The 24716-nt window shown below is 46.4% G+C and carries 22 protein-coding genes; 7 read left to right on the plus strand and 15 right to left on the minus strand.

Annotation, left to right across the window (positions count from 1 at the left end):
* Positions 1-339: 339 nt before the first annotated feature.
* From ribH to pdhA, 3 genes are all read right to left on the minus strand, one after another.
* Positions 340-816: a 6,7-dimethyl-8-ribityllumazine synthase gene (gene ribH, locus GXP69_RS01395; RefSeq protein WP_163911380.1), complete on the minus strand. Its 477-nt coding sequence runs from the start codon at positions 814-816 to the stop codon at positions 340-342.
* Positions 817-972: 156 nt separating this feature from the next.
* The gene (locus GXP69_RS01400; protein ID WP_163911382.1) at positions 973-1686 is read right to left on the minus strand and encodes a tetratricopeptide repeat protein; all 714 of its coding nucleotides are present in this window, start codon (positions 1684-1686) and stop codon (positions 973-975) included.
* A gap of 114 nt (positions 1687-1800) precedes the next feature.
* Complete coding sequence (pdhA, locus tag GXP69_RS01405; protein ID WP_163911384.1) at positions 1801-2844, minus strand: pyruvate dehydrogenase (acetyl-transferring) E1 component subunit alpha; 1044 nt, start codon at positions 2842-2844, stop codon at positions 1801-1803.
* A gap of 126 nt (positions 2845-2970) precedes the next feature.
* On the opposite strand from pdhA, the gene recF reads away from it, so the two are divergent.
* From recF to bla, 6 genes are all read left to right on the plus strand, one after another.
* A complete protein-coding gene (gene recF / locus GXP69_RS01410; RefSeq protein ID WP_163911386.1) occupies positions 2971-4083 on the plus strand; it encodes a DNA replication/repair protein RecF in 1113 nt (370 codons plus the stop codon).
* A 41-nt stretch (positions 4084-4124) separates the two neighbouring features.
* On the plus strand, positions 4125-4433 hold the full coding sequence (locus tag GXP69_RS01415; protein WP_163911388.1) for a hypothetical protein: 309 nt from the start codon (positions 4125-4127) through the stop codon (positions 4431-4433).
* 137 nt (positions 4434-4570) lie between these two features.
* Positions 4571-4894, plus strand: a complete 324-nt coding sequence (locus GXP69_RS01420) for a DUF721 domain-containing protein (protein ID WP_163911390.1) — start codon at positions 4571-4573, stop codon at positions 4892-4894.
* Positions 4895-4942: 48 nt separating this feature from the next.
* A complete protein-coding gene (locus GXP69_RS01425) occupies positions 4943-5506 on the plus strand; it encodes an acyl-CoA thioesterase (protein ID WP_163911392.1) in 564 nt (187 codons plus the stop codon).
* A 102-nt stretch (positions 5507-5608) separates the two neighbouring features.
* Positions 5609-6991: a M20/M25/M40 family metallo-hydrolase gene (locus tag GXP69_RS01430; protein WP_235925524.1), complete on the plus strand. Its 1383-nt coding sequence runs from the start codon at positions 5609-5611 to the stop codon at positions 6989-6991.
* A gap of 10 nt (positions 6992-7001) precedes the next feature.
* Positions 7002-7718, plus strand: coding sequence for a subclass B1 metallo-beta-lactamase (bla, locus tag GXP69_RS01435; protein WP_163911394.1), 717 nt, complete (start codon positions 7002-7004; stop codon positions 7716-7718).
* Between the two features lie 69 nt (positions 7719-7787).
* Here the strand turns inward: bla and GXP69_RS01440 are convergent, their stop codons facing one another.
* From GXP69_RS01440 to GXP69_RS01465, 6 genes are all read right to left on the minus strand, one after another.
* Positions 7788-8507, minus strand: coding sequence for a head GIN domain-containing protein (locus GXP69_RS01440; protein ID WP_163911397.1), 720 nt, complete (start codon positions 8505-8507; stop codon positions 7788-7790).
* Between the two features lie 506 nt (positions 8508-9013).
* Complete coding sequence (locus GXP69_RS01445) at positions 9014-10588, minus strand: rhomboid family protein (RefSeq protein WP_163911399.1); 1575 nt, start codon at positions 10586-10588, stop codon at positions 9014-9016.
* Between the two features lie 536 nt (positions 10589-11124).
* A complete protein-coding gene (locus GXP69_RS01450) occupies positions 11125-11637 on the minus strand; it encodes a hypothetical protein (protein WP_163911402.1) in 513 nt (170 codons plus the stop codon).
* A gap of 13 nt (positions 11638-11650) precedes the next feature.
* Positions 11651-12499 carry an energy transducer TonB gene (locus tag GXP69_RS01455; RefSeq protein ID WP_163911405.1) on the minus strand — a complete coding sequence of 283 codons (849 nt, stop codon included), beginning with the start codon at positions 12497-12499 and terminating at the stop codon, positions 11651-11653.
* A gap of 10 nt (positions 12500-12509) precedes the next feature.
* Positions 12510-13352: an energy transducer TonB gene (locus GXP69_RS01460; RefSeq protein WP_163911408.1), complete on the minus strand. Its 843-nt coding sequence runs from the start codon at positions 13350-13352 to the stop codon at positions 12510-12512.
* 10 nt (positions 13353-13362) lie between these two features.
* A complete protein-coding gene (locus tag GXP69_RS01465; protein ID WP_163911411.1) occupies positions 13363-15996 on the minus strand; it encodes a DUF3857 domain-containing protein in 2634 nt (877 codons plus the stop codon).
* 157 nt (positions 15997-16153) lie between these two features.
* Here GXP69_RS01465 and GXP69_RS01470 point away from each other — a divergent pair, with 157 nt between their 5' ends.
* On the plus strand, positions 16154-18007 hold the full coding sequence (locus tag GXP69_RS01470; protein ID WP_163911414.1) for an ABC transporter ATP-binding protein: 1854 nt from the start codon (positions 16154-16156) through the stop codon (positions 18005-18007).
* Positions 18008-18143: 136 nt separating this feature from the next.
* Here GXP69_RS01470 and GXP69_RS01475 read toward each other — a convergent pair whose 3' ends face one another.
* The 6 genes from GXP69_RS01475 to rnr form a co-directional block, all read right to left on the minus strand.
* Positions 18144-18518: a hypothetical protein gene (locus GXP69_RS01475; protein WP_235925525.1), complete on the minus strand. Its 375-nt coding sequence runs from the start codon at positions 18516-18518 to the stop codon at positions 18144-18146.
* Positions 18519-18633: 115 nt separating this feature from the next.
* Positions 18634-19488 (minus strand): glycerophosphodiester phosphodiesterase family protein, encoded by an 855-nt coding sequence (locus tag GXP69_RS01480; RefSeq protein ID WP_163911419.1) that lies wholly within the window; start codon positions 19486-19488, stop codon positions 18634-18636.
* A gap of 3 nt (positions 19489-19491) precedes the next feature.
* Complete coding sequence (locus GXP69_RS01485; RefSeq protein ID WP_163911421.1) at positions 19492-19962, minus strand: fasciclin domain-containing protein; 471 nt, start codon at positions 19960-19962, stop codon at positions 19492-19494.
* Between the two features lie 86 nt (positions 19963-20048).
* Positions 20049-20675: a rhomboid family intramembrane serine protease gene (locus tag GXP69_RS01490; RefSeq protein ID WP_163911424.1), complete on the minus strand. Its 627-nt coding sequence runs from the start codon at positions 20673-20675 to the stop codon at positions 20049-20051.
* 157 nt (positions 20676-20832) lie between these two features.
* Entirely contained in the window at positions 20833-21807 is a 975-nt protein-coding gene (locus GXP69_RS01495) for a polyprenyl synthetase family protein (protein WP_163911427.1), read from the minus strand.
* 9 nt (positions 21808-21816) lie between these two features.
* Positions 21817-24120, minus strand: coding sequence for a ribonuclease R (gene rnr / locus GXP69_RS01500; RefSeq protein ID WP_163911430.1), 2304 nt, complete (start codon positions 24118-24120; stop codon positions 21817-21819).
* Positions 24121-24716: the final 596 nt, after the last annotated feature.

Raw genomic sequence — 24716 nt, forward strand, 5'->3', positions numbered from 1 at the left:
GTTTAAGTATACTTGCTTGGATTTCGTTTTTAAGTTATCCTAACTATGGCCTTAACAGCCGGGCTTACTTTAAAGTTTATTATGAGCTAAGCTGCTCACGCCCTGCTGTATCTGCTCAGAAAGCGGCTTTTGTTAAAATTTGTGCAAAAATAATAGTAAAATTTATACTTTACTACCTATACTACCTTATTTAAAATTTTTCAGTTCACAGTATCAGTACTTTCCGGAAAATAAGCATAGGTTTTGCGTGTTAATACCTACTTCTGCCGGATTTATAGTTGATAAGTTGCAAAAACCAGTCCAACTTACTGTGTGCCAAAACTATAACTATAAAAGCAATCAGAAGCTCAGCATGTGAATAACGGCTGCCGCTGCCTCCACGCCTTTGTTGCCATGCTTGCCGCCTGCCCTGTCCAGTGCTTGTTCCAGGTTATTGGTGGTTACCAGACCAAAAGATACCGGCTTGTTGTATTTAAGCGACACATTGGTAAGCCCATTCGCTACTGCATGGTTAATATAATCGTCGTGCTTGGTATCGCCTTTAATAACTACCCCAATGCAGATCACAGCATCTATCTCTTCGTGTTGTGCCAGGAACTGCGCTCCTAAGGTAAGCTCAAAACTGCCCGGTACGGTATTTCTAAAGATGTTCTCCTTTTTTGCACCATGTTTCAACAGTGTTTCGATAGCGCCATTGCTCAGGGCATCGGTTATGTCTTTATGCCATTCTGCTACTACAAGGCCAAATTTCTTATCCGACATATCGGCGAAGGAGGCCGTGCTATAGTCGTCCAGGTTTTTTAAAGCTGTTGCCATCTTTAATCTTATTGTTCTTACTCGTTATTCGTTGATAGTTAAATGCTGCCTATAGCCAAACAACTATAGTTATAGTTTAAGGCAGTTAAAAACAGAAGCGCTTTTGCCTTATAGTTAAAGACAAAAGCGCTTTTATAGTTTATACTATAGCGTTAATTAGTTAGCGCCTCCGGCCAGTGCCTCAGCACGTGCCTTGTATTTTTTAGCGTCGTTCAGTTCAGCTGATGTTACGTACTGCCTTACAATCTTGTCGTAAGCCTCAACAGCTGCTTTATAGTTACCGTCTTCTTCATAAGCTACGGCAGCCTTCATAATATACTGTGGCGAAAAATACTGATTCGCATTGTGGTTAGCAGCCTTCATATACTGGTCAGCAGCTTCCTTATTTTTTCCCTGCTCCAGTAGCGCATCGCCAATCAGGCTGTAGGCGCGTGCCTGCATCAGGTAATCATCAGACTTAAATTTCTGCAGGTGCTGCTGTGCTTCAGCAAATTTACCTGTTTTAAGCAGGGCTACACCAGCATAAAAATTAGCCAGGTTACCAGCATCTGTGCTGCCAAACTCATCGGCAATTGCCAAGAAGCCTTTGTACTGGCCATCACCGTTCAGGGCTTTGTTCAGAGAATCTGCTTCGAAGTAGTACACTGCCTGGAACATCGCATCCTGCGCTTCCTGGTTCTGAGTAGTGCGGTAGTTAAAAAATAAGAATCCTGCTACAATAAGGGCAGCAATGGCGGCAAACACACCGAGTAGTTTCGACTTGTTTTTCTTCACGAAATCCTCAGACTGCGTAAGGCGCTGTGCCAATGCATCCGGGTTCTCAACCAGCTCTTCAAACTCGCTGTGCTTCTGTACTGTTTCTTTTGCCATCAGTATAATTGAATTAGAAATTCAAAAGTAGGAATTAAAAATTGGATTTAAATCTATGTCCTGTACTTTCCGAACACCAAATTTATAATTTTTAATTCCTAATTCTAAATTATTTTAGTCCATCACGTAAGGATAGTCCGGCTCTACATAAATATCTGTGTACAGCTCAGATGGGTCCGGATAAGGAGACTCTTCAGCGAATTTAACCGCATCAGCAACCTGCTGCTTCACTTTCTCATCTATCTGGTCCAGTTCTTCTTCGGTAGCCCAGCCATTTTTAAGGATAGTAGCTGCTACAGCTTCTATAGAGTCGCGGCCTTTATAGTCCTCCAGCTCTTCTTTTGTTCTATACTTAGCAGGGTCAGACATAGAGTGACCTTTGTAGCGGTAAGTTCTGAACTCCAGCAGGGTTGGGCCTTCGCCGGCACGGGCACGCTCAGCAGCTTCAGCTACAGCAGTATGCACGTTTTCTACTTCCATTGCATCTACCGGGAAAGATGGCATATCGTAGGCTAAACCTAGTTTATACAGATCCTGCACGTTTGAGGTACGACGTACAGAAGTACCCATGGCATAACCGTTATTCTCGATCACGAAAATTACCGGCAGTTTCCAGGTCATGGCCATGTTAAGCGCCTCGTGGAAAGCACCCTGACGCACAGCACCATCACCCATGTAGCAAATGCACAGGTTGCCTGTTTTGTTATACTTCTCAGCAAAGGCAATACCAGCACCAAGTGGCACCTGACCACCAACTATACCGTGGCCACCCATAAAGTTCACGTTCTTGTCGAACATGTGCATAGAGCCGCCTTTACCTTTAGAGCAACCCGTTACTTTGGCAAACATCTCTGCCATAATAGCGCCCGGATCAGTGCCCAGTGCTAACGGGTGTGCGTGGTCGCGGTAAGCTGTAATCCACTTATCGTCTTTGGTAAGCGCTGTAACGGCACCAGCCACACAGGCCTCCTGTCCGATATACAAGTGGCAAAAGCCTTTTATTTTTTGCTGACCGTAAAGCTGACCTGATTTTTCTTCGAAGCGGCGCATGAGTTTCATCGACTCAAACCACCACATGTATGTTTCCTTTGAAAACTTTGGTTCAGCCTGTACCTTTGCTTTCGCCGACTTCGCGTTTGCCTTTTCTTTCGTAGCCATGGTAAATATCTAATCTGAGTTTTATCCGTTATGCGCTCAGGCAGAAAAAGCACCTGGCAGCTTGGGCAACAGCCCACAACGGGTTTAGCTGCGAAATTAAGGAAAAAGAAATCAATTAGAAACTCAATGCTCCTCGAAAATCTGAGTCTGCTGTTTTTCAAGAACTACGACGATGCCTCCCTGGCCTTCTCGGAGCATATAAATTGTTTTATTGGCGACAACGGCAGCGGCAAAACAAACCTGCTCGATGCCATCCATTACCTGTCACTTACCAAAAGCGCCTTTAACAGCTCGGATGCGCAAAGCATAAAGCAGGGCGAAGAGTTTTTTATGGTAAAAGGCCGCTTTATAGTTGATGACACCAAACACACCGTACAGGTAAGCCTGAAGCAGGGCCAGAAGAAGACGGTAACGCATAATAAAGCCCTTTATGAGAAGATGAGCGAGCATATCGGTCGTTTCCCGGTGGTACTGATCTCGCCTTATGATACCGACCTGATACGCGAAGGCAGCGAAGAGCGCCGCAAGTATTTTGATAGCCTGATCTCACAGCTGGACCATACCTACCTGGAACAGCTCATACAGTACAACTATATTCTGAAACAGCGCAACTCGCTGCTAAAGCAATTTGCCGAGCGCAACTACTACGACCGCGATTACCTGCATATACTAAACGAGCAACTGGTACCGCTGGGCCAGCAACTGGCACAGGAGCGCGAAAAATTCCTGGAAATGTTCGTACCTGTTTTCCAGAAGCATTACCGCCACATCTCCGACAGCTCCGAAACCGTTACGCTCACCTATAAAAGCCAGCTGTTAGGTTCAGATTTTGCTCAGCAACTGCTGCAAAACGAGCGCAAGGACATGGCCATGCAGCGCACAACTATAGGTCCGCATAAAGATGACTTCGTGTTTCTGATGGATGGCAACCCAGTGAAGCACTTTGGCTCACAGGGCCAGCAGAAAAGCTATGTAATTGCCCTGAAACTGGCGCATTTTGAAGTAATGGCCGAACGCCAGCACCACAAACCCCTGCTCCTGCTCGATGATATCTTTGACCGCCTCGACGAGAAGCGTATCACCAAACTCATGCAAATGGTAGCCGCCCATACCTTCGGCCAGATCTTTTTAACCGATACCCACTTAGACCGCACAGACAAAATACTCGAAGGCCTCTCAGAAAGTATCCGTAGATTTGATGTAAAGGATGGGGTGGTGAAGGTGATTGCTGATGGTTAAATTTTTAAATTGTTGATTTATTAATTTTATCAGCCCGACTCATGGTTATAGCTATAGGTATCGAAACAGAGTTATGGAGCAGAATTATAAGAATGCTCCGAAATGAAGGCTGGAAGGTACTTTATAAGTATGATAACTTTGATGCTGGTATTGACTTCGATTTCATAATCCTTAAAAAGGATAGTGAAGAAATATTATTTGCTTGGGACAATTGGTTTGAGGGCGAGATTAAATGCAGAGAAGACCAAATGAAGCATATAGAGCAGCACTTAGGTATAACTTTTAAATTGGGAGAACCTGAAAATCTTAAGCCGGAAATAATTGAGCTATATAGAAAACAAGCCAATTAAGAATGTCAGAAAAATATGTTCTTTAGGATTTGCAATCCGAAAGAACGGCAAAGAACAACGAACTATAAAAATCTAATTACTAAATTTATTCAACCACCCATTCATAATTCATCATTACTAATTCATAATTACCAAAAGTGCGCTACTACAAGAAGAAGGAAGAGATTGCGAAGCGAAAGGCGGACACACAGCCGATCGGGGACAGTATAAAAGCGCTGCTACAAGCTTACCGCCTCGAGGGCAAACTAAACGAAGTAAACCTGATTCAGCGCTGGGAAGAGTTTATGGGCAAGCCCATCGCCCTTAAAACCAAGGAACTGTTTTTTAGAGACGGGAAACTGTTTGTACGTTTAACCTCTGCCCCGCTTAAGCACGAACTCAATATGAGCAAAAGCAAGGTGGTGGAATTACTGAACCGCGCTGCCGGCCACGAGGTTGTTAAAGATGTGGTGTTTCTATAGTTTGAACATGGTGCTATAGTTACCGTATCTTTTCGAAAAATATAAGCTATGACCACCACACCCGCTTACCGGCCTGTCTCCTACTCGCGCACTACCCTGACGGAGCTCATGATTCCGAGCTATGCCAACTTTGGCGGTAAAATACATGGTGGCATTCTGCTTTCTTTAATGGACAAGGTGGCTTATGCCTGCGCAGCCAAGCATGCTGGTAATTACTGCGTTACGGTTACGGTGGATGGTGTGCACTTTTTACAACCCGTAGAAGTGCAGGAACTGGTGTCGTTGATGGCGTCGGTAAATTATGTGGGTAATACCTCACTGATGGTGGGCATAAAAGTGATTGCTGAGAATGTAAAAACCGGCCTGGTAAAGCATACTAATACTTCTTACTTTACCATGGTAGCCAAAGGCGAAGACGACAAACCCACCCAAGTGCCCGGCCTTCTGTTGGAAACCCAAGACGATACCCGCCGTTTTCTGGAAGCTATTAAGCGCCGCGAGTTGTCACAACGCTACCAATCCGAATTTACAGAGGCCAAAACAATACTTTCGGTTGAGCAGGAACTATACAAATTGAAAGGCGAACGCTGCAAACTAGCCTACAAACTATAGTTCTGGACTTGCCGGGAAGCAGTATAAACGATAGCCTCACAAAGCAAATAATGCTTTTTTAATATTCTTATCTATATTTAGGGTCTACACCTATTCTTTATCATGACCTTAAAACTTAACCTCACCCGTATGCTGGCTCTGCTAACTATAGCCGGCCTATACTTTACAACTATAGCTACTACCACAGCTCAAACTATAGTTCGGCAGGACCAAGAAATCAAAAAGATGGTGGATGAAATATCTGCCGCAAACCTGGAAGCGCTGGTTCGCAAGTTGGCCTCTTTTGACACCCGCCACTCCCTAAGCACCACAAAAGACAAGAAAAAAGGCGTTGGCGCTGCCCAGGAATGGGTTAAAGCCGAATTCGAGAAATATGCCCAGGCTTCCGGTGGCCGTATGACCGTAGAGCTGGATAAATATACTGTAAAAGCCAACGGACAGCGCATTCCGCAGGATGTGGAGCTGGCTAACGTAATGGCTACCCTCAAAGGCACCGACCCGAACGACAATCGTGTGATGATCATCAGCGGACACCTGGACTCCCGCAATACCGATATCATGGACACGAAAGGCAAAGCACCGGGCGCTAACGATGATGGCTCTGGCGTAGCAGCAGTGATGGAACTGGCCCGTATTATGGCATCCCGTCAGTTTCCGGCAACGATCATTTTTGTGGCCGTAACCGGCGAAGAGCAAGGCCTAATGGGAGCACGCCACCTGGCCGAGAAAGCCAAAGCACAAAACTGGAACCTGATCGCGATGCTGAACAACGACATGATCGGTAACTCCTCATCCGACGAAACCGAACTGCGCAACAACATGCAGGTACGCATTTTCAGCGAAGGCATACCAGCTCTTGAAACCGAAGAACAAGCTCGCATGCGCCGCTCTACCAACCGCGAAAACGACAGCGAAAGCCGCCAGCTTGCCCGCTACATGAAGGAAACCGGCGAACGCTATGTTGATCAGCTGGAAGTAAAACTGGTGTACCGCAACGACCGTTTCCTGCGCGGCGGCGACCATACCCCTTTCAGCCAGAATGGTTTCCCGGCCATACGCGTTTGCGAAATGAACGAGAACTATAGATACCAGCACCAGAACGTGCGCGTAGAAAATGGCATCCAGTACGGTGACCTGCCTGAGTTTATCGATTATGAATACATGCGCAAAAATGCAGCGCTTAACCTGGCCTCATTGGCAAACCTGGCCTGGGCACCGTATGCACCAACCAAAGTAGGCGTAAACATCAGAAACCTGACAAACAAAACCGATCTGCAGTGGGAAGCCCCGGCCAAAGGCAAGCGCCCGGCTGGTTATTATGTGCTGATGCGCGACACCAGCAGCCCGATGTGGGAGAAAAAATTCTTTGTGAAGGACACCAAGGTTACATTGCCTTACTCTAAAGACAACTTCTTTTTTGCCGTGCAGGCCGTTGATGCCGAAGGCCACGAAAGCCTGCCTGTTTTCCCGGTGCCGGTGCGCTAACTATAGTTAGATGACAAGGCGGTTACTATACCTGTTGTTGTTCCTGCTGCCCTTGCATGCACTGCTGGCGCAGGAACAACAACTACAGGTTACCAAAATAGCCCCTGATATTTACGTGCACACTTCCTACAAAATGCTGGGCAGTGTACGGTTCCCCTCACATGGCTTGCTGGTTTCTACAACTGACGGCGCGGTGATAATTGATTCGGGCTGGGGAAACGAACCAACCGAACAGCTGCTGCACTGGATAAAAACCAACCTGAAACAGCCTGTAAAGCTTAGTATCGTTACACATGCGCACGACGACCGCATTGGTGGCATTGAGGTACTGCAGCAAAACAACATTATTGTTTTTGGCTCTGAACAGACCGCAGCATTGGCCGCAGCGCAAGGTGAAGTAACTTTAGACACAACTCTGCCACTCGACCAGGAGCTAACTATAGGCAATCAGAAACTAGTGGTTTATTACCCGGGTGCCGGCCATACCCCTGATAACCTGGTAGTATACCTGCCCAAACAGAAGATATTATTTGGCGGATGCCTGGTAAAAGATGCAAAAGCCACTAACCTGGGCAATACTGCCGACGCGGACCTAACCAACTGGCCAAAAGCTATTAAAAACGTGCAGCAACGCTTCCCGAAAGCCAGAACTATAGTTCCGAGTCACGGCCCGTGGGGCTCAAAAGCCGCCCTAACCAACACACTGCAGCTCCTGGAAAAACAGTAAACCTGACAGCATAAAAAAAGCAGCCATAACAGGCTGCTCTTTTCAAGGTTTATGTGGTTGTATTCTCTTTTATAATTTTGATATTCTGCTGGCTGACGAAGTTTCTGCTTCTATTTTAGGAGAGCCTGCATATGCTATGTGCGATGCTCCTGAAGCGTTTATCACCAGGTTTTCGGTAGCATGTACTTTTACGCTGCTGGCTCCGCTGGCACCTACTTTTACTCGCTTAGCTACCAGCTCCTGCGTATTCACCGACGATGCTCCGGACATATCCAGTTTTAACTCATCGGCACGGCCGGTTAAAGTTACCTTGCTGGCACCGCTCATATCCGAAAATATCTTTTTAGCCTCAATATCCAGTTTAACGTTAGAGCCACCGCTCATATTAAGCTGGAAATCATCGGCCTTAAACTTAGACAGACCAACTACTTTTACACCACCGCTGATGTCTATTCTGTTCAGCTCTTTTACTGTTACATAAGCTTTCAGCCCTTTTCTGGTGTTTATGCTTCCCTCGGTGTAAATGTGCAGCACGTTGTTTTTTACTTCCGTTCTGATGTTATCCATCAGATTCTCTTCTGCCTCAATAGTTACACCTGCATTGTTGCCCTGTTTAATTTCTACAGCAAAGCCGCCGCTTATTTTAACGCCGTTAAAGTTCGACACTTTTCTGTCTTGCGTTTGCAGGTTGCCATTGCCTTTAATCTGCGCCAGCGCAGCACTATTTACAAACAGAAAGGCCAGTAACAGGGCACAGATAAGGGATGTGTGTCTGGTAAAGTTTTTCATAGTTCTATTTTTATTGATTTCTGATTTTCTTTTCCTGATTCTGACTAAAAGATGCAACAATTATAGAAAGGTTGCCTGCTTCTGAAATTATTTTTTCGTGCTGCAGATTTTTTCCATAAACTGTTGAGGGAGGGATCCGGGCTTTCAGGCACGTATGAACGACCGTTCATCTAATAACCTAAACAATAGTGCCTTGTAGCTTATTTATGTAATAGTTTTGCAGCAGCAATTACGATAATAAATTATAAGCGCAGGCGTTTTGAAAAGAGAATAGCTTGCTGCAAAAGCTATAAAAGTTTAGTGAACGAGTGTTGTTTGTTGTTTGCAACGGCAGGTGCTTAAAGCAGAGCTCCTGCCGTTTTGCTTTTATAGTTGTCATGCCGATTGTGCAGCGACTATGCTATAGTTAGCCACGGAACTACGGCAGGATTTTATCAAACTATAGCTGTAACTAACATTACTGCGGCTGCAACTATAAACTATTTCTCATCTGAGCTAACTATAGCTTATTTCATAGTTGTGATTAGCAATGCGCCATTGGCACCATCTTCTCCATAAATAGCTTTTGCCTGCTCTCCTTTTAGTATAGTAGTGCTTTCTATGTTGTCCTTATCCAGGTCAGCTGTTATTCCGTCTAATGCGCCATCCTGCGTAAAACCAGCCTTAATACCATCTATCACAACCAGCATACCTTCTTTCGCTTCGCCATCAACTTCCATAGTATGGTCTTTTGGGTGCAGCTGCAACAGCTCCTGCACATTGCGGTAATTTGCGTTTACGATCTGGCTTTCCCTACCTTGCTGTATTGCGTTAATATAGCCTTCTACTGCCCATAAAACTTTTTCCTGTCTCTCATTCATAGGAGGGCGACCATGCTGCAGGTCGTAGCTAAACAGCTCGTATGATTTCTTCCGCAGGCGCACATAGTCCAGCATGGCAAGCACATGGTCTTTATCTTTCCCTTCTACCTCCGTTAGACTTTCAAGCAGGGCTTCGCTTTCGCTCCATAGTTCTGTCGCTGCTTCAATTCTCGGCACAAAGCGTTCATCAATGTTGCTTTCATCAGTTTCGGCCATTTCGTAAAAAACCTGCATGGCGGCTATTTCTTTTTCGGCAACCTGCTCCATCAGGTATTGGTAGCGCATTTGCCCAGTAATCGGTATCAGGTTATAGGCGGTAACAAACAGCACAAGCCCAACTATAGCTGTAATTATATTCCCTTTTAAACTATAGATTGGCGCAATAAGGCGCTCAGAGCGCAGCATTAATACGACACCCTGCACCATGCCAACTACTAACCCGCCGGCGTGTGCAGCATTATCGATACCGTCTTTCATGCCAAACAATAGGTTCACGCCTATAATCAGGCCCATATTGCCCATCATGGCGCGCTTTTCGGCCCAGGTAAGTTTGCGCTCCAGTGCCATGAGTACCAGCAGCAGCCCGAACATACCAAAAATGGCTCCTGAGGCTCCCACTCCTACTCTAGTTCCATCCCACCAGATACTGGCCAGTCCGCCAGCAATACCGCAAAGCAGATAAGCTATAATAAAAGTGGAGCGCCCGATCATTAATTCCAGCTGACGGCCCACACTAACCAGCGCTACCATGTTAAACAAAAGGTGCAGTATACCGGCATGCAGAAAGGTACTTGTAAGCAGACGCCACCACTGCCCCGATAAAGTATAGGGTCCGTAATTGCCACCGATCGCGAAAAGCTGCCCTGCCTGCGGACTGATAAAGCTAATGCCGATGAGCAGCATGTAGATAAAGATCGCCAGGTTGATGTTGAGCAGAATAGGCGTAACGTAGTAGCCGGGCTGGGGGATAAACAACTGCAACATACCGCGGAGCCGCTCAGCGGGTGTTTTAGGTAGTGCTTCCAGCTCCTGTTTTGCATTCAGAACAGCTTGTGCGTGCTGTTTATTTTCTTCTAGGTCCAGAGTCTGCACGCCACGTTCTTCCAATACCGCTATTACAGCAAGTATGGCTTCGGGTTCATATTCTTCCGGAGTCTGAAGTATGGCCAGTAAATCGTGGGTGGTCAGGGTTGCGGCCTGGCTGGCGTAAGTAGTTTCCATCGGTATCAGGATTAGACTATAAAGATACTATAAATCAGTATCTGCTACAGCATAAAACTATAGTTCCTGTTGCTGCAGCCTGTGTTACACCCAACGGCAAAGCCAGTGCCTGAAAACCAAACTAAATTATAGAAAATCAGATAATATTATCCTGAAACAGCTGCCGTGCGCAACTATAGATTGTCTAAAAAAGTGCCTTTGTGAGCTGGAAACGAGCTTTTAGAAAAATACAAAAAAATATTTGCCTGTTTGCTTGCTATTAGGAAACAGGAATCATAATTTTGCACCCGAATTGAGAAGGACATAAGTTTGGAAAGCTAATATTGAAACAAAAATTTAAGCTTCCAAATTATACTACGATTTTTTTCGTGGCTGCTAAAACATGTTCTTTTATTCCAATAATTCTGAAGTTAAAAAATACCCCTCGGGGATAAAGATAAGGTTAGTTAAAGTTAGATTAGTTTAGTTTGTTTTAAGGTGAGAAAAGGCCCCGGTCAGTTTGACGGGGCTTTTCTCATTTTATAGGTTTATGGTTTTTACTTCAGGTACTTTTCAGGTATCGGGTTCTTTTCTGTTTCGGGTGTAAAAAGCAGGCTGGCTATCCACCATCGTCCCTTATCATACACCAGCTGGTAAGTATTAACGCCGCGTGCTTCTACCTTGCCGTCTTTGCCATAGCGGGTCTCATAGGTCTGGAAGGCAGTAGCCAGGTTACCGAACCGCTCGATGCGCAGGCCGAGCACATTCTCGTAAAAGCCTAGTTCTGCATACACAGGCCCATTGCGTGTGGCAAAATTCTCTACAGTCGTTATCCGCACAAAACTGCTGTCGCCTTTGTAAAATACGCCACCCATTTGTGCATTTGGCAGAAAAAGCGCCTTAAACTTTTCCATATCCCGCTGCTGCCCCTTCGGCCCCGAAATGATCTTTAGCCCGGTGGCTATTATGGCTTCTATAGTTCCTACCTCGGCAGGCGTTAGTTTAATTTGCGCCTGGGCAACTATAGTTACAGAAGCGCTAAGCATAAGAGAGAGCAGTAGTTTTTTCATAGTAGAATAGAGTTTATTTCTTCAAGGAGAATTTAAGTGGCAATGTATAACGCACCCTTGCTGGCTTACCTTCCTGTAATCCTGGTTTCCAACTAGGCATTAACTTTACTACCCTTAATGCTTCTGCATCTATTTCCGGATGCACACTTCTTATGATTTCGGCTTCATCAACTCGTCCATTCTTTTCAATCACAAAAGAGACAATTACAATACCTTCTACGTTATCTTTATAAGCTTTACGGGGATAATTAACATGCTGAAAAATCCATTTCATCATTCTCTGTTCGCCCCCCTTGAACTCGGGCATCTGCTCCATTGGGAAAAAATCTATTTCTTCGCCTTGTTCATTGTATAAATGCCCGGTAGTTAATTTGCCTAATGAATAAACTTCGATCCTGCGGAGTCTTCCTGTTTCATAATAAGCTGTTAGCGAGTCATGCTTTTCACCATCTAAGTACCCAATTTTGTAACGAAGTTGTCCGTTTTCATACCAGCTTTTATATGCTCCTGTTAATTTGCCTCTCTGATATTCTGCTTGAAATTCTAATTCTCCATTTTTGTACCACTTATAGTAGGGTCCCTCTAAAATACCTCCCTCAAACCTTCCGCCATTTAGATCACTATAAGTATATAAACTCACTTTAGAACTATCTTCCATTAGATATGTGACACGAGTTCCACCTCCTGATTCATTTATATTAACAACTTCATAATAGTGCGCATCTGAATGGAGTTGTACTTCTTTTCCTCTCTTGTCTAAGAGTATTGTTGATTTTGATTGGCCTAAGACACAGTTTACAGCAACAACCATAATTAATGCTGAAAGTAAAACTGCCATCTGCGGTGTATTGGTTAAGCTCATTGTTCAGCAACTATAGTTTATTATTCCATTTGGTGCTGGCATGGAACCGGAATGGCAGGGTAAATGCCATGTCTTCGGGTTCGCCTTCTATAAGGGCGGGCTCCCAGGTTGGCATATTTTGCACTACACGCACTGCTTCTGCATCCAGTTCAGGAGCTACGCTTTGCACTACTTCAATGTCTTTTATAGTGCCGGTTTTACTGATCACAAATGCTACGATCACAAAACCACCTGCCCCTCTTTTGTATGCCGACTTAGGATAAACCGTATTTCGGGCGAGGTGCCTCATCAGTTGCTCTTCGCCACCTTTAAAAGCGGGCATTTCCACCATTCTGAAAAACTCCAGTTCTTTGCCTTCTTTATCAAACAACTTACCCGAAACCAGCTCATTCTGATCGTAAACTTCTATGCGCCGTAGTTCCCCTGTTTCGTAATAGGCTTTCAGGGTGTCCTGTAGTTTATAGTTCTGGTAGTGCTGGATGTAATGTAGCTGGCCGCTCTCGTACCAGCTTTTATAAGGACCATGCAGTTCGTTGGCCACATAAACGGCTTCTGTTTTAAGCTTTCCGTTAGGATGCCACTCGTAATGCATTCCTTCCAAATTACCCCGCCCAAAAAGGCCTCCGTTTAAGTTACTATAGTTAAACAGACTAACTTTCGAACTGTCGGATATAAGGTAGCGTGTGCGCATGCCTCCCCATCCCTGCTTGTTTTTCTCTTCAACTTCAAAATAGTGCGCTTCTGCAGCTGGTACTTCTACCCTGCCGCTTTTGCTATAGTATTTTATAGTTTGTGCTGAGGTGTAACCAAGCGTAAAAAGGATAAAAAATGCGGTAAGTAAAACTGATTTCATGAATGGTAAGCTATGCTATTACGTTCTCTTCAACTTCTTCGTCTGCTTCTTCCGGCTCAGGCTGGTAGTGCTCGGCTGGGTGCAGGCGCTCCACAAAAGTAGCTTTTACCCTGTGCGACAGATTGAAGTATGGCACCCAGATAGCCGCTGCTACAAAAGCCCGCCAGATTTCCTTTGCTGAATCGGCTCCGCTGCCTGCTTCCAAACCCAGCATACTGATCAAGGCGTAGTCGAGAACTATAAATACCAGGCTGGCGGCGTAATAAATTGTCATGAGCCTTGGCACACTGCTGCGGCGCTTAAAGAACATGAAAATAAGCAGTACACTGAACACCAGATATCCCGTGTTCACTATCAGCTCCATTATCAGTATGCCGGCCAGCTCCGGTGAGTAAATTCCGGAAGAAGCATCCAGTATATTGTTCCACACGGCAGAATCAAAATAGCGCTCGCTGAGTATGCCAAAAAGTAACCTGAACGGTGTGGCTATTAAACCAATAGCGACCAATATCAGCCAGCCTCCAATAGTTCTGCCATCTTCAATTGTATAGCTCTCCGGCAGTTCAGGGTCCCAATGGTATAGTTTGTAGGCACCAAAGGCTGCTGCCAGCAGTACTATAAGTGTAAACGCGACCACAGGCCAGGCAGTATCGCCCTTTGCTCCTATGCCTTTATGGTAAGTAAGACCGTATGACAGGGCATCGAGCACGCTTTTTTGCTTGCGTATGTGTTGGCTGGTAGCTTCGGCTGTTACGTGGTCCTGCTTGGTTTTGTATGTATAGACCAGGTTCAGCTCTTTGCCCGAACTGCTATACTTTTCTGATTTTGTGAAAAGAAAAGCCTCATCTTCTACTGTCAGCTCATCGTTGCTGATGGTCCAGGTTTCGGGTAGAAGTACCGTTATAGTTTGCTCTACATGCACTGGGTAGCCAACCGCCAGGGGCATAGTGCGCTTGGAGGTTTTTGGCTGGTTAATGTAGCTACGCAGTACCTGCGGTGTAAACCAGGCTTCCAGCATCTGCTCGTTGTCTGCCTGTTCAGTCCAGAAATTCGGGATTGTGTACTTTTCAAAAACAGTGAAGATATTCCCAGATGCATCGTCTTCGTACCTGATCTCTTCGTTGTGCTCAATTTCCGGATAAGAGTTGGCATAAAAGTTCAGGTAGCTTTTCCCGATGTCTTTGATGCTAGTAGTTGAAAAATGGCGGCGCTGGTAATCTGCCTCTGAGCCGGCATATTCCGTACGTACTTCCAGCTCCACATCGCCTGTAAAATCACTTATAGAGAATATCTCTTTTACCTTCACTTCCGGCTTGTCGGTGGCAGGGCCTGTAACAGTAGCAAGTGCTTTGGTGTTTGGTTTTATCAGCAGGGCTTTGCCATAGTTGGGCAGGTAAATATTTTTATAGTTGCCGCGCTGTTTGCTGATGGTAGCATCGTACCAATAGGTTTTGCCGCCCAGCAACTCTACCTGCACAATGCAATGGTTAAAGGCGTATGGAGACGGTAACAGCTCTGCAATATGCTCTTGCGTGCTTGAGTTTACCAGCGCCGGGTAAGCCTTAATGTTCATCTCACGAAGCATCGCGCAAAGCAGCAACGCTTTATCCTTACAATCTCCGAAACGGTTGGCATACACTTCTGAAGGCGGCCGGGGCTTAAAACCACCTATGCCAGCTTCAAAACCCAGATACCGTACTTCGTCCTGCACAAAACGCAAAGCGGCCACTACACGGTCTTCGCCACTGCCATAGGTATTTTTTATGCTGTCTATGCTGGCTAACAGCGGTTTGCTTAGCTTCTGGTTAATTTCGTAAAGCGGCAGCGCCCAGTCCACTACTTCGGCCCACGAGTTAAACTCCGATAGATACACACCCGGGTAAGGGTCGTACCAGGATGGGGTACCATCGTCTACTACCGTACCCGGCAGGTTTTTCAGGTGCCAGGTGTAAGTTGTGCTGCCGTTAACAGTTTTAATGGCTGGCTTTTTCTCAGTCAGGTATAGTTTATAGTTGAGTTTGCGGTTTTCGGGCATTACAATGCGCAGCAGCCGCTCATCCATAGGGTCATAGCCCTGCAGGTTAAACGAGTTAAAGAAGCGGCCACCAAATACCGGGTTGCCTCCTTTTATGGTACAGGCATATTCTACTACATCGCCCACCCTGATATCATCCAGCACCAGCACGGCTGTCAGGCTTTCGTCGTAAATGCCTTTGTCCATGCCGCTTTCGCGCTGCAGCACTTTCACTTTGTTCAGGTTCAGCTTATCGATGGGTTTGCCATTGCGCCACACAATTACTTTATGGAACTGCAGCTGCTCGTGGTGCGGATCAAAAGAAATGCGAATCTCTGATGAGTTCTGTACGCCCTCTTCGGTGGTAAATTTATAGATGTTGTGTGAATACACCTCCTGCCGGGCAACCTCGTACTGCTGATCCATCAGCAGAAAATGGTAGCCTCCGTTTACTTCATTTATGTTAATATTGGTTTCAATGCGGTGCGGGAGCTTTGTGATCCAGGTAGGTTCGGGCGCCTTCGTGACATTACGTGGTGCAGCTATAGTTGCGTGCTGCCAGATAAGGGCCAGAAAAAGAAGTGCAACAGAAAGTTTTCTAAGTTTGTTTTCAGGGTAAAAGTGTCTCATATTCTATACTTAATAAACTTTTAAATATAGTACATTTTGTGTTATAGTTTATATATCTGCCTGCTACTGAAATTTTTGTGCAATTTTCACCTTGTTGCTACCACCTAAACATTATGTCCCACCAATGGTATAGTTATTGTTGAGTTTTGATTAATACATGAAGCTATTCAGAAATAAACCTGCTGCCCAACCCAAGGCAGCTGAAGACAAAAAAACACTTAAAGAACAGGTAGGCGCGCTAAAGAATCTGCCTAAATTTTTCCGCCTGATCTGGGACACCAGCCCGGCCATGACGATCGGTAACCTGGTGCTTCGCCTGATAAAGTCGGCCCTGCCCCTCTCGATGCTGTATATCGGTAAACTGATCATTGATGAAGTGATCCGGCTGATAGATGTAACCGGCGAGAAAGACCTGTCTTTTCTGTGGATGTTGATAGCAGCAGAACTGGGCCTGGCTGTAGTTTCAGACCTGATAAGCCGCGGTATTACCCTGCTCGATAGTTTGCTGGGCGACCTGTTCTCCAATAAAACATCGGTACAACTGATAGAGCATGCCGCTACGCTGGACCTGACACAGTTTGAGGATGCTACCTTTTACGATAAACTGGAACGGGCACGGCGGCAAACGGTAACGCGGGTGGTGCTCATGTCGCAGGTGCTGTCGCAGTTGCAGGATATTGTAACGATAGGCTTCCTGGCAGTTGGTCTGATCGCGTTTAACCCGTGGCTGATCCTTATTCTGCTTATTGCTGTTATTCCGTCGTTCCTCGGCGAAACACACTTTAACGAACGAACCTACTCTCTCTCCCGTTCCTGGACACCCGAACGCCGCGAACTGGACTACCTGCGTTACATTGGTGCTTCCGACGAAACTGCCAAAGAAATCAAGACTTTTAACCTTTCCGGCTTTCTGGCCGACCGGTTCAGGGTACTTTCGGATAAATATTACCTGCTCAATAAAACGCTTATAGTTAGGCGCGCTGTATGGGGAAGCGCCTTGTCTGGTCTGGGTACGTTGGCATACTATGGCGCTTATGTGTTTATACTGGTGCAAACCGTGGCAGGAGCCATAACAGTTGGTAGTCTTACCTTTCTGGCGGGCTCATTCAGCAACATGCGCGGCCTGCTGCAGGGCATCATGACCAGGTTCTCGCAGATAGCAGAAAGTGCGTTGTACTTACAGGACCTGTTCGACTTTCTGGAGCTGAAACCCCAGATAACGCCCCCAACCAACCCGCTACCTATACCACGCCCGATACAGCATGGCTTTACGTTTGAAGGAGTGGGTTTTAAGTACCAGAACAGCGAAAAATGGGCGGTGCGTAACCTGAGCTTCCACCTGAGAGCGGGCGAAAAGCTAGCTTTGGTTGGCGAAAACGGTGCCGGTAAAACCACACTGGTAAAACTATTGGCCAGATTATACGAACCCACAGAAGGCCGCATTCTGTTGGATGGCATCGATCTGCGGGACTATGACCTGAACGACCTGCGCCACCAGGTAGGCATTATTTTCCAGGATTATGTGCGGTTCCAGATGTCGGCTTCCGATAACATTGCCATTGGTCAGATCAGCAACATCCGCGACAAAGACCGCATACAGGGCTCAGCACAAAAAAGCCTGGCCGACCCGGTTATACAACGCCTGCCCGATAAGTACGACCAGGTGCTCGGTAAGCGCTTTAACAAAGGGGTGGAGCTATCAGGTGGCGAGTGGCAGAAAGTGGCTCTGGCACGTGCCTACATGCGCGATGCGCAGCTTCTGATACTGGACGAGCCAACCTCTGCCCTGGATGCCCGCGCCGAGCATGAGGTATTCCTGCGCTTTTCGGAACTGATAGCAGGCAAAACAGCTGTGCTAATCTCCCACCGCTTCTCTACAGTGCGCATGGCCGACAGAATTTTATTCCTGGAGCAAGGGCAGCTAAAAGAGTTAGGCTCTCATGACGAACTACTGGCACAGAATGGTAAATATGCCGAACTGTTTCACCTGCAGGCCAAAGGGTATCTATAGACCAGTGATTAAAAAGATTTAACCGATTAATTACGATTAACTGAGCGGAAAACTATAGTCAGAGATATAAATTCTGACCCCAACAATTAACTATTATCAATCAGCAATCAATCGTCTCCACGTGGAACATAGTTGCTTAGTTGAGTGATGGTTTGTTCTGTTGATTGAGCCAGGTTTCGGCCTCGTCCATAGAATCGAAGTTGCGGTAAGGTAATTCGGAGTTAGAGGTAAAGGAGTTTAACTGCAGGTGTGCTATCTTATCGGTAGGCATTACATTGGCAACCTGCTTCACTCCCGAATCTATCACAAATTGCTGTGCGGCCAGGTGTAGCTCATTCAGCTCCTGCGGGTGCGTGATCATGGTGCGCATATCGGTTAGTACCGTAAAATTTGGCTGCGTAAACGACACCGCTTTCTTCCAGTCCTTGAGCAGCGACTCTACTGCGGTTTTGTTTTTCCAGTAACCCAATATTGTAAAGTACACCCGGTTCTTGGCCTTATCTACGATCATCTCATAACAAGAATTCTTAGCTACCTTTTCATAGGAGCTTTCCGGGGTTCCGCTATGTAGAGTGACGCTATACATTATCGCTTTGTACGATTTTATAGTTATAGCGCCTTATACTTTATAAAGTTTTATTAGCCCCCAATAAACTTTTTACCTGCTCCTGTACCATATCCGGGTAATCTGTAATAATGCCATCTACGCCCATTGTCAGCACTTTTTGCACTGTTGCTTCGTCGTTCACTGTCCAGGCAAAACATTTTATTTGTTGCTCCTGCAGCAGAAGCATCAGGCTGGCATCAATCAAACTATAGTTGGGGTTATAGGCATAAGGGGTAAATCCTAACTGTTCCAGGCGCTGCTCGGGCGGCGTGTTGTCCTCGGTAAGTAAACCCAGTTTTATAGTTGGTTTTAAGTGGTGCAGCACCTGCAACGGCCTTACATCAAACGACTGCACCATTACCTGCTCTGTCAGTTTATAGTTTACCAGCACCTCTAGCAGTAACTCTACAAACAGCTCCGGCCTTGGGTGGAAAATCTTATCGCCGGCTATAGTTGATTTTATCTCGATGTTGAAATAAGGACAAGCTATCGTTTGCTGCGCACAATATTCCTTCACTGCAACTATAACTTCAGAAAGGAGTGGTTTATGCATGGGCTGATTTTGCTGTTTCGGGAAGCGCGGATGCGGTTTGGAACCACAGTCGTACTGCTTTATAGTTTGGTAAGGCAGCCTGTAGATATTATGTTCCAGCTCTTCGGAGGGAGCTATCGTTGTGCCATCGGGTTTCAGGCAGTACTCGGCGGCAAACCACGGCTCATGCGATACCAGCACCTGTGCATCTCCTGTTATCACTACATCCAGTTCCAGCGCATGCACGCCCAGTTCGGCAGCTTTCAGAAAGGATGGAGTGGTGTTTTCAGGTAAAAGGCCGCGGCACCCTCTGTGCCCGTGCACTTCTATGATCCGGGCCATCTGTTAGTAGTTTAACGCACCGCTCAGGGCATGCACTACCCCGTTTTTGAGCTCTGTATCGGCCTTGATTATAGTTACTCCGTTTACGAGTGTATTATTTTTCCGGCAGATGGTAATCGACTGCCCACTCAGCGTTTGTAGTGTTGCGCCGTCTTTCAAATCCTTTTCGGTGTATCTGCCTTTCACAATATGCCCTGCCAGCACGGTTCTTATCTGCTCCGCCGACTGACCTTTAAGCTCCTGTAACGCTGCTTCCGGTGGGGCAAACAAGGTGTAAGGCGCATCTCCCGAAAGCACAGGAAGCAAACCTGCAGTAGTTAGAAGCTCTCCCAGCAACGGACGCTCCTTTACCACATTCTCCAGAATAGTTGTACGGGTAGTTGTGGCAGCTGCCAGTTCCTGGGCCTGTACGTTTAGCATTAAAAGCAGAAAGGCGGGCAGGGTGAATAATATAAAAGCTTTAGAGGGGCGCATATGTAAAAGAGTTTGTTTTCAAACCCTTATACGTATGATCCCTTCCAAAGTAATATATAGTTTAGCTATACTCGGAAACTATAGTTTTAAAAAGGAAGCCTCCAGCCAGCAATCTGATCGATAAAATAAGGGCCTGCCTGTGGCACAAAGGCCAGGGTGATTACCACACCATACAGTGCGCCATAGAAGTGGGCATCATGGTTTATATTATCGCCCATGCGCTTGCCTGAGTAGTATGAATAGATCAGGTACAGAACCCCCAGTATAAAGCCAGGGATACAAAGCACGGCATACAAACAGATATCGTTTGTAGGATAGAACAGGATGCTTGAAAAAACTACAGAAGCAACACCACCAGAGGCTCCCAGGGCTCTGTAACCCGGGTTATGGCGGTGCTTGATGTATGTAGGAATATCCGAAACAATGATACCACCAATGTAGATAAGCAGGAAAATCAGGATGCCGGGCGTCTCCCCAAAGGTGGCCATAAAGGTGTACTCCACGTTTCTGCCGAAGAAGATCAGCGTGAACATGTTAAAGAACAGGTGCGTGAAATCGGCATGCAGAAAACCTGACGTAATAAAGCGGTACCAGGAATTATCGCGGTTAACCGTGTACGGATAAAATATCCACTTATTCATCAGGTCGTGGTTACTAAAGGCATACCACGAGATAACCGCAGTAAGGATGATCAGAATAATGGTAACGCTCATGTTTAAAGTTAGAGAGTTAGAAAGTTTGGAAGTTAGAAAGTTGAAGAGTTAAAAATAAAGAAAGTTATAGAGACGCAATATTTTGTGTCTTAAACTATAGCAGAGCTAACCATTTAACAATGCAACTATCAACAATTTGACAATTAACTATCAGCAATTAAGAATCCCGCTCCATTAGCTGCAGGGCCAGGCCGCGCAGGGTGGCTTTGCGCTCGTCAGCTACAGCAATGGCATCGAGGTGGCGCAGGGCTTCTTTAAAGTAGCGGTCTATTTCCTGCTCGGTCTGCTGACGGATGCTTAGTTGGTCGTACACAGTGGTAATGGCCTGCACTTTGGCTTCGGAAGTATGATTCTGGGTAATGTTGCGCCAGCTTTTTATAGTTTCCAGCTGCTCTCCGGTTGCCTGTTCCAGCGCTGTCAGCATCAGGAAGGTTTTTTTATCGGACAGTATATCGCCGCCTACCTGTTTGCCGAATTTATCTTTATCACCATACACATCCAGCAGGTCATCGCGCAGCTGGAAAGCAATACCAATGTTGTTACCAAACAGCCTCAGGTGCTCGGCATCCTCATCGGGTGCGCCTTGTAAAATAGCGCCCAGCTCCAGGCTAAACCCTACCAGCACGGCAGTTTTCAGCGTGATCATCCGGATGTATTCCTGTATGCTTACCTCGGTGCGCTGCTCAAAATTCATGTCGAGCTGCTGGCCTTCGCAAACCTCGGCAGCTGTATTGCTGAACAACTCCAGTACCCGCGGCAGTTTGTCCGGCTCAGCTTGCGCCATCAGTTGGTAAGCGCGCACCAGCATCACATCGCCGCTCAGTATGGCAATGTTGGCATTCCATTTTTCGTGCACGGTTTGCTGCCCACGACGCAGTGGCGCCTTGTCCATGATGTCGTCGTGCATGAGCGTGAAGTTGTGGAAAACCTCTACCCCTGCAGCTGGCAAAAGTGCCTTTTCAATATCATCATCAAACATTTGAGCCGACAAAAGCACCAGCATGGGCCGGATGCGTTTGCCACCCAGCGACATAATGTAGCGAATGGGCTCGTATAGTTCGGATGGTTGCTCGCCGTAGCGAAGCGTTGCTAACGTATGGTTTAATTTTTCGGACAGGATGCTAATATCCACGAGGTATTTCTATTTTTTCAGTGTCTCAATCAGTTCTAGATCGATGGTGCGCTCGGCCAGGTTGGCGCTTACAACTTCAACTATAACCTCGTCGCCAAACGAAATGATACGCTTGTTCTGGCGGCCTATAATTCTATAGTTGTCGGCATCCAGCTCGTAGTAATCGTCGTTCAGGGTAGAGAGGCGTACCATGCCTTCGCACTTATTTTCTTCAATCTCCACAAATATACCCCATTCTGTGACACCAGACACTATTCCTTTGTATTGGTTGCCAATGGTATCCTTCATAAACTCTACCTGCTTGTACTTAATAGAGGCGCGCTCGGCATCGGCTGCGCGTTTCTCCATTTCAGAAGAATGCTGGCAACGGGCTTCGTATTCGTCTTTATCTGTAGACGGACCGCCATCCAGGTAATGCTGCAGCAGGCGGTGCGCCATCATATCGGGGTAACGGCGAATAGGTGACGTGAAGTGCGAATAGTGTGCGAACGCGAGACCAAAATGCCCTTCTGGCTCGGTGCTGTACTTTGCCTTAGCCATCGTCCGGATTGCCAGGTTCTGCAGCACGCTCTGTTCCGGTTTGCCTTCGGTTTCTTCGGCCAGGTTGTTCAGCTCTGATGAAATGTTGCCTTCCGGGTCTACTTTATAGCCAAATTTGCGCGCGAAAATAGAGAAGGTGCTCAGTTTATCAGGATCCGGGGCGCCGTGCGTGCGGTAAACCATAGTTGGCCGCTTTTTACCTTTGCCCAAGTTGTATACAAACTCTGCCACCTTTTTATTGGCCAGCAGCATAAACTCTTCAATCAGTTTATGAGCGTCTTTGCGCTCTTTTACATAAATGTAGAGTGGCTTGCCGTTGTCGTCGAGCTTGAATTTAACTTCTATCGTTTCGAAACTGATGGCACCGTTTTTAAAGCGTTTGTCTTTCAGCTTTTTGGCGATGCTGTTCATGATGTTGATCTCTTCTGCAAAGTCGCCTTCGCCGGATTCAATACGTTCCTGGGCTTCTTCGTAGGTGAATCTGCGATCAGAGTAAATGACCGTTCGGCCAAACCATTCGCTGTATACTTTGCCTTCATCGTCCAGCTCGAAAACTGCTGAAAACGTCAGCTTTTCTTCCTGCGGGCGCAACGAACAAAGGCCGTTTGAGAGGCGCTCAGGCAACATCGGCACTGTTCTATCCACAAGGTAAACCGACGTTGCTCTGTGAAAAGCTTCCTTCTCCAGCAAACTTCTGGTGTCTACATAATGCGTTACATCGGCAATGTGCACGCCAATTTCCCAGTTGCCATTCTCCAGCTTCTGTATCGAGAGGGCATCGTCAAAGTCCTTGGCATCGGCAGGGTCAATGGTGAAGGTGGTTACATCCCGGAAGTCTCGGCGCTTGTTGATCTCGGCCTGCGTGATCTTATCTGAAATGCTTTCGGCTTCTTCTTCCACCGACTCCGGAAACTCGAATGGCAAACCGAATTCCGCCATGATAGAATGGATCTCGGCTTCGTGCTCACCAGCCGGGCCAAATACCCGCGTTATTTCACCAATTGGGTTTTTACCTGGTTTATCAGGCCACTCGGTAATTTTTACCAATACCTTGTCGCCATTCTCCGCTCCATTCAGGCCGCGTTCGCCTACAAAAACATCGAAGTACAGCTTTTTAAAGTCGGGTACTACAAAACCGAAATTTTTCGATAATTGCAGAATGCCTACCAGTTCTTCGCGCTTGCGCTCCAGTACTTCTACTACTATGCCTTCGGCACGCCCGCCCTGGTAGGTTGGCAGTACTTCTACTTTTACCAGGTCTCCGTCCATAGCGTAATTCAGGTGCTCCCGGAACACGCGCACATCGTCTTCTATGCCTTCGGCTACAATGTAAGCATATTTGTTATTGGCCATGTCTACCCTGCCGGTAATTATATCTACCTTCAGGTTCAGGGTATACTTGTCTTCGTCTATAACTATAACGCGGTTCTCGCGCTGCAATACACGTAGCATGTCGTTCACCAGCTCGCGGCCTTTTTTATCCACCACCCCTAAGCGGCGGTAAATCTGGCGAAGTGTAAATTCTGTATCAGGGTTTCTGGAAAACAGCTCCAGCACCATGCCTTTAGCTGATCTGTCGCGACCACCGTCTCTGCGGCCCGATCCTTCTCTCCTATCACCTGATCTGCGGCTGCCGCCACCTGTTGTTTCTCTTCTGGATGAGCTTCCACGTGGAGTCTCTTCTCTTCTCGATGATGACTCGCCACGGCGGGAGCCACCTTTTTCGCTGCGACCTTTTCCTCTGCCGCCTCTTGTATCTCGTTTACTTCTCATGTTTTATTTTGTGGGTATACAGCTTCTTTGGCTGCATCCGGTAATTTTTAGCCTTTATAGATTTGATACTATACGCCACATATAGTGGTTTGGCTAATCTATAGTTGCAATTATGGGGTAATTTATAGATAAAGCGCTATATAATGTACTTTGTTTGAAATTAAGTTAATGTTGTGAATTAGAATGAGGGATATGTTAGATGTTCTATAGTTGCCTATTTGTCATGTCGAGCGTAGTCGAGACATCTTATATGTCCTATAGTTTCAACTCCTGTCATTTCGAGCAAAGCGAGAAATCTATCTCAGACTATCGTATTATAGTTAACTATAGTTGCACCTTGAAGCAAGCAGTTTCTTTCATAGTTACGACCTATCCTGGGAGCTCTACTCACCTACAGTGTTATAGTTTGCTTTGTTGCGCTCACGGCCGCGGGGCCCCGTCTTCGGGCATCGCGCTGCTGCCTTCTTGCTACCCTCGCTGCGCTCGGGTTGCCTGACGGCACCGCAACAAGTCAAAGGCGCTCAACCCAAAAACTGTGATCCTTCAATAGCTATAGTTCTTATAGTGTGATAAGCTATAGTTGCATCGCCTTTCTG

It is taken from the genome of Pontibacter burrus, assembly GCF_010686685.1.
Lineage (GTDB): Bacteria > Bacteroidota > Bacteroidia > Cytophagales > Hymenobacteraceae > Pontibacter > Pontibacter burrus.

Excerpts from the sequence above, each read along its gene's own strand:
- ribH (WP_163911380.1), bottom strand. The coding sequence starts at position 816 with ATGGCAACAGCTTTAAAAAACCTGGACGACTATAGCACGGCCTCCTTC.
- GXP69_RS01400 (WP_163911382.1), bottom strand. The coding sequence starts at position 1,686 with ATGGCAAAAGAAACAGTACAGAAGCACAGCGAGTTTGAAGAGCTGGTT.
- pdhA (WP_163911384.1), bottom strand. The coding sequence starts at position 2,844 with ATGGCTACGAAAGAAAAGGCAAACGCGAAGTCGGCGAAAGCAAAGGTA.
- recF (WP_163911386.1), top strand. The coding sequence starts at position 2,971 with ATGCTCCTCGAAAATCTGAGTCTGCTGTTTTTCAAGAACTACGACGAT.
- GXP69_RS01415 (WP_163911388.1), top strand. The coding sequence starts at position 4,125 with ATGGTTATAGCTATAGGTATCGAAACAGAGTTATGGAGCAGAATTATA.
- GXP69_RS01425 (WP_163911392.1), top strand. The coding sequence starts at position 4,943 with ATGACCACCACACCCGCTTACCGGCCTGTCTCCTACTCGCGCACTACC.
- GXP69_RS01430 (WP_235925524.1), top strand. The coding sequence starts at position 5,609 with ATGACCTTAAAACTTAACCTCACCCGTATGCTGGCTCTGCTAACTATA.
- bla (WP_163911394.1), top strand. The coding sequence starts at position 7,002 with ATGACAAGGCGGTTACTATACCTGTTGTTGTTCCTGCTGCCCTTGCAT.
- GXP69_RS01440 (WP_163911397.1), bottom strand. The coding sequence starts at position 8,507 with ATGAAAAACTTTACCAGACACACATCCCTTATCTGTGCCCTGTTACTG.
- GXP69_RS01445 (WP_163911399.1), bottom strand. The coding sequence starts at position 10,588 with ATGGAAACTACTTACGCCAGCCAGGCCGCAACCCTGACCACCCACGAT.
- GXP69_RS01450 (WP_163911402.1), bottom strand. The coding sequence starts at position 11,637 with ATGAAAAAACTACTGCTCTCTCTTATGCTTAGCGCTTCTGTAACTATA.
- GXP69_RS01455 (WP_163911405.1), bottom strand. The coding sequence starts at position 12,499 with ATGAGCTTAACCAATACACCGCAGATGGCAGTTTTACTTTCAGCATTA.
- GXP69_RS01460 (WP_163911408.1), bottom strand. The coding sequence starts at position 13,352 with ATGAAATCAGTTTTACTTACCGCATTTTTTATCCTTTTTACGCTTGGT.
- GXP69_RS01465 (WP_163911411.1), bottom strand. The coding sequence starts at position 15,996 with ATGAGACACTTTTACCCTGAAAACAAACTTAGAAAACTTTCTGTTGCA.
- GXP69_RS01470 (WP_163911414.1), top strand. The coding sequence starts at position 16,154 with ATGAAGCTATTCAGAAATAAACCTGCTGCCCAACCCAAGGCAGCTGAA.
- GXP69_RS01475 (WP_235925525.1), bottom strand. The coding sequence starts at position 18,518 with ATGATCGTAGATAAGGCCAAGAACCGGGTGTACTTTACAATATTGGGT.
- GXP69_RS01480 (WP_163911419.1), bottom strand. The coding sequence starts at position 19,488 with ATGGCCCGGATCATAGAAGTGCACGGGCACAGAGGGTGCCGCGGCCTT.
- GXP69_RS01485 (WP_163911421.1), bottom strand. The coding sequence starts at position 19,962 with ATGCGCCCCTCTAAAGCTTTTATATTATTCACCCTGCCCGCCTTTCTG.
- GXP69_RS01490 (WP_163911424.1), bottom strand. The coding sequence starts at position 20,675 with ATGAGCGTTACCATTATTCTGATCATCCTTACTGCGGTTATCTCGTGG.
- rnr (WP_163911430.1), bottom strand. The coding sequence starts at position 24,120 with ATGAGAAGTAAACGAGATACAAGAGGCGGCAGAGGAAAAGGTCGCAGC.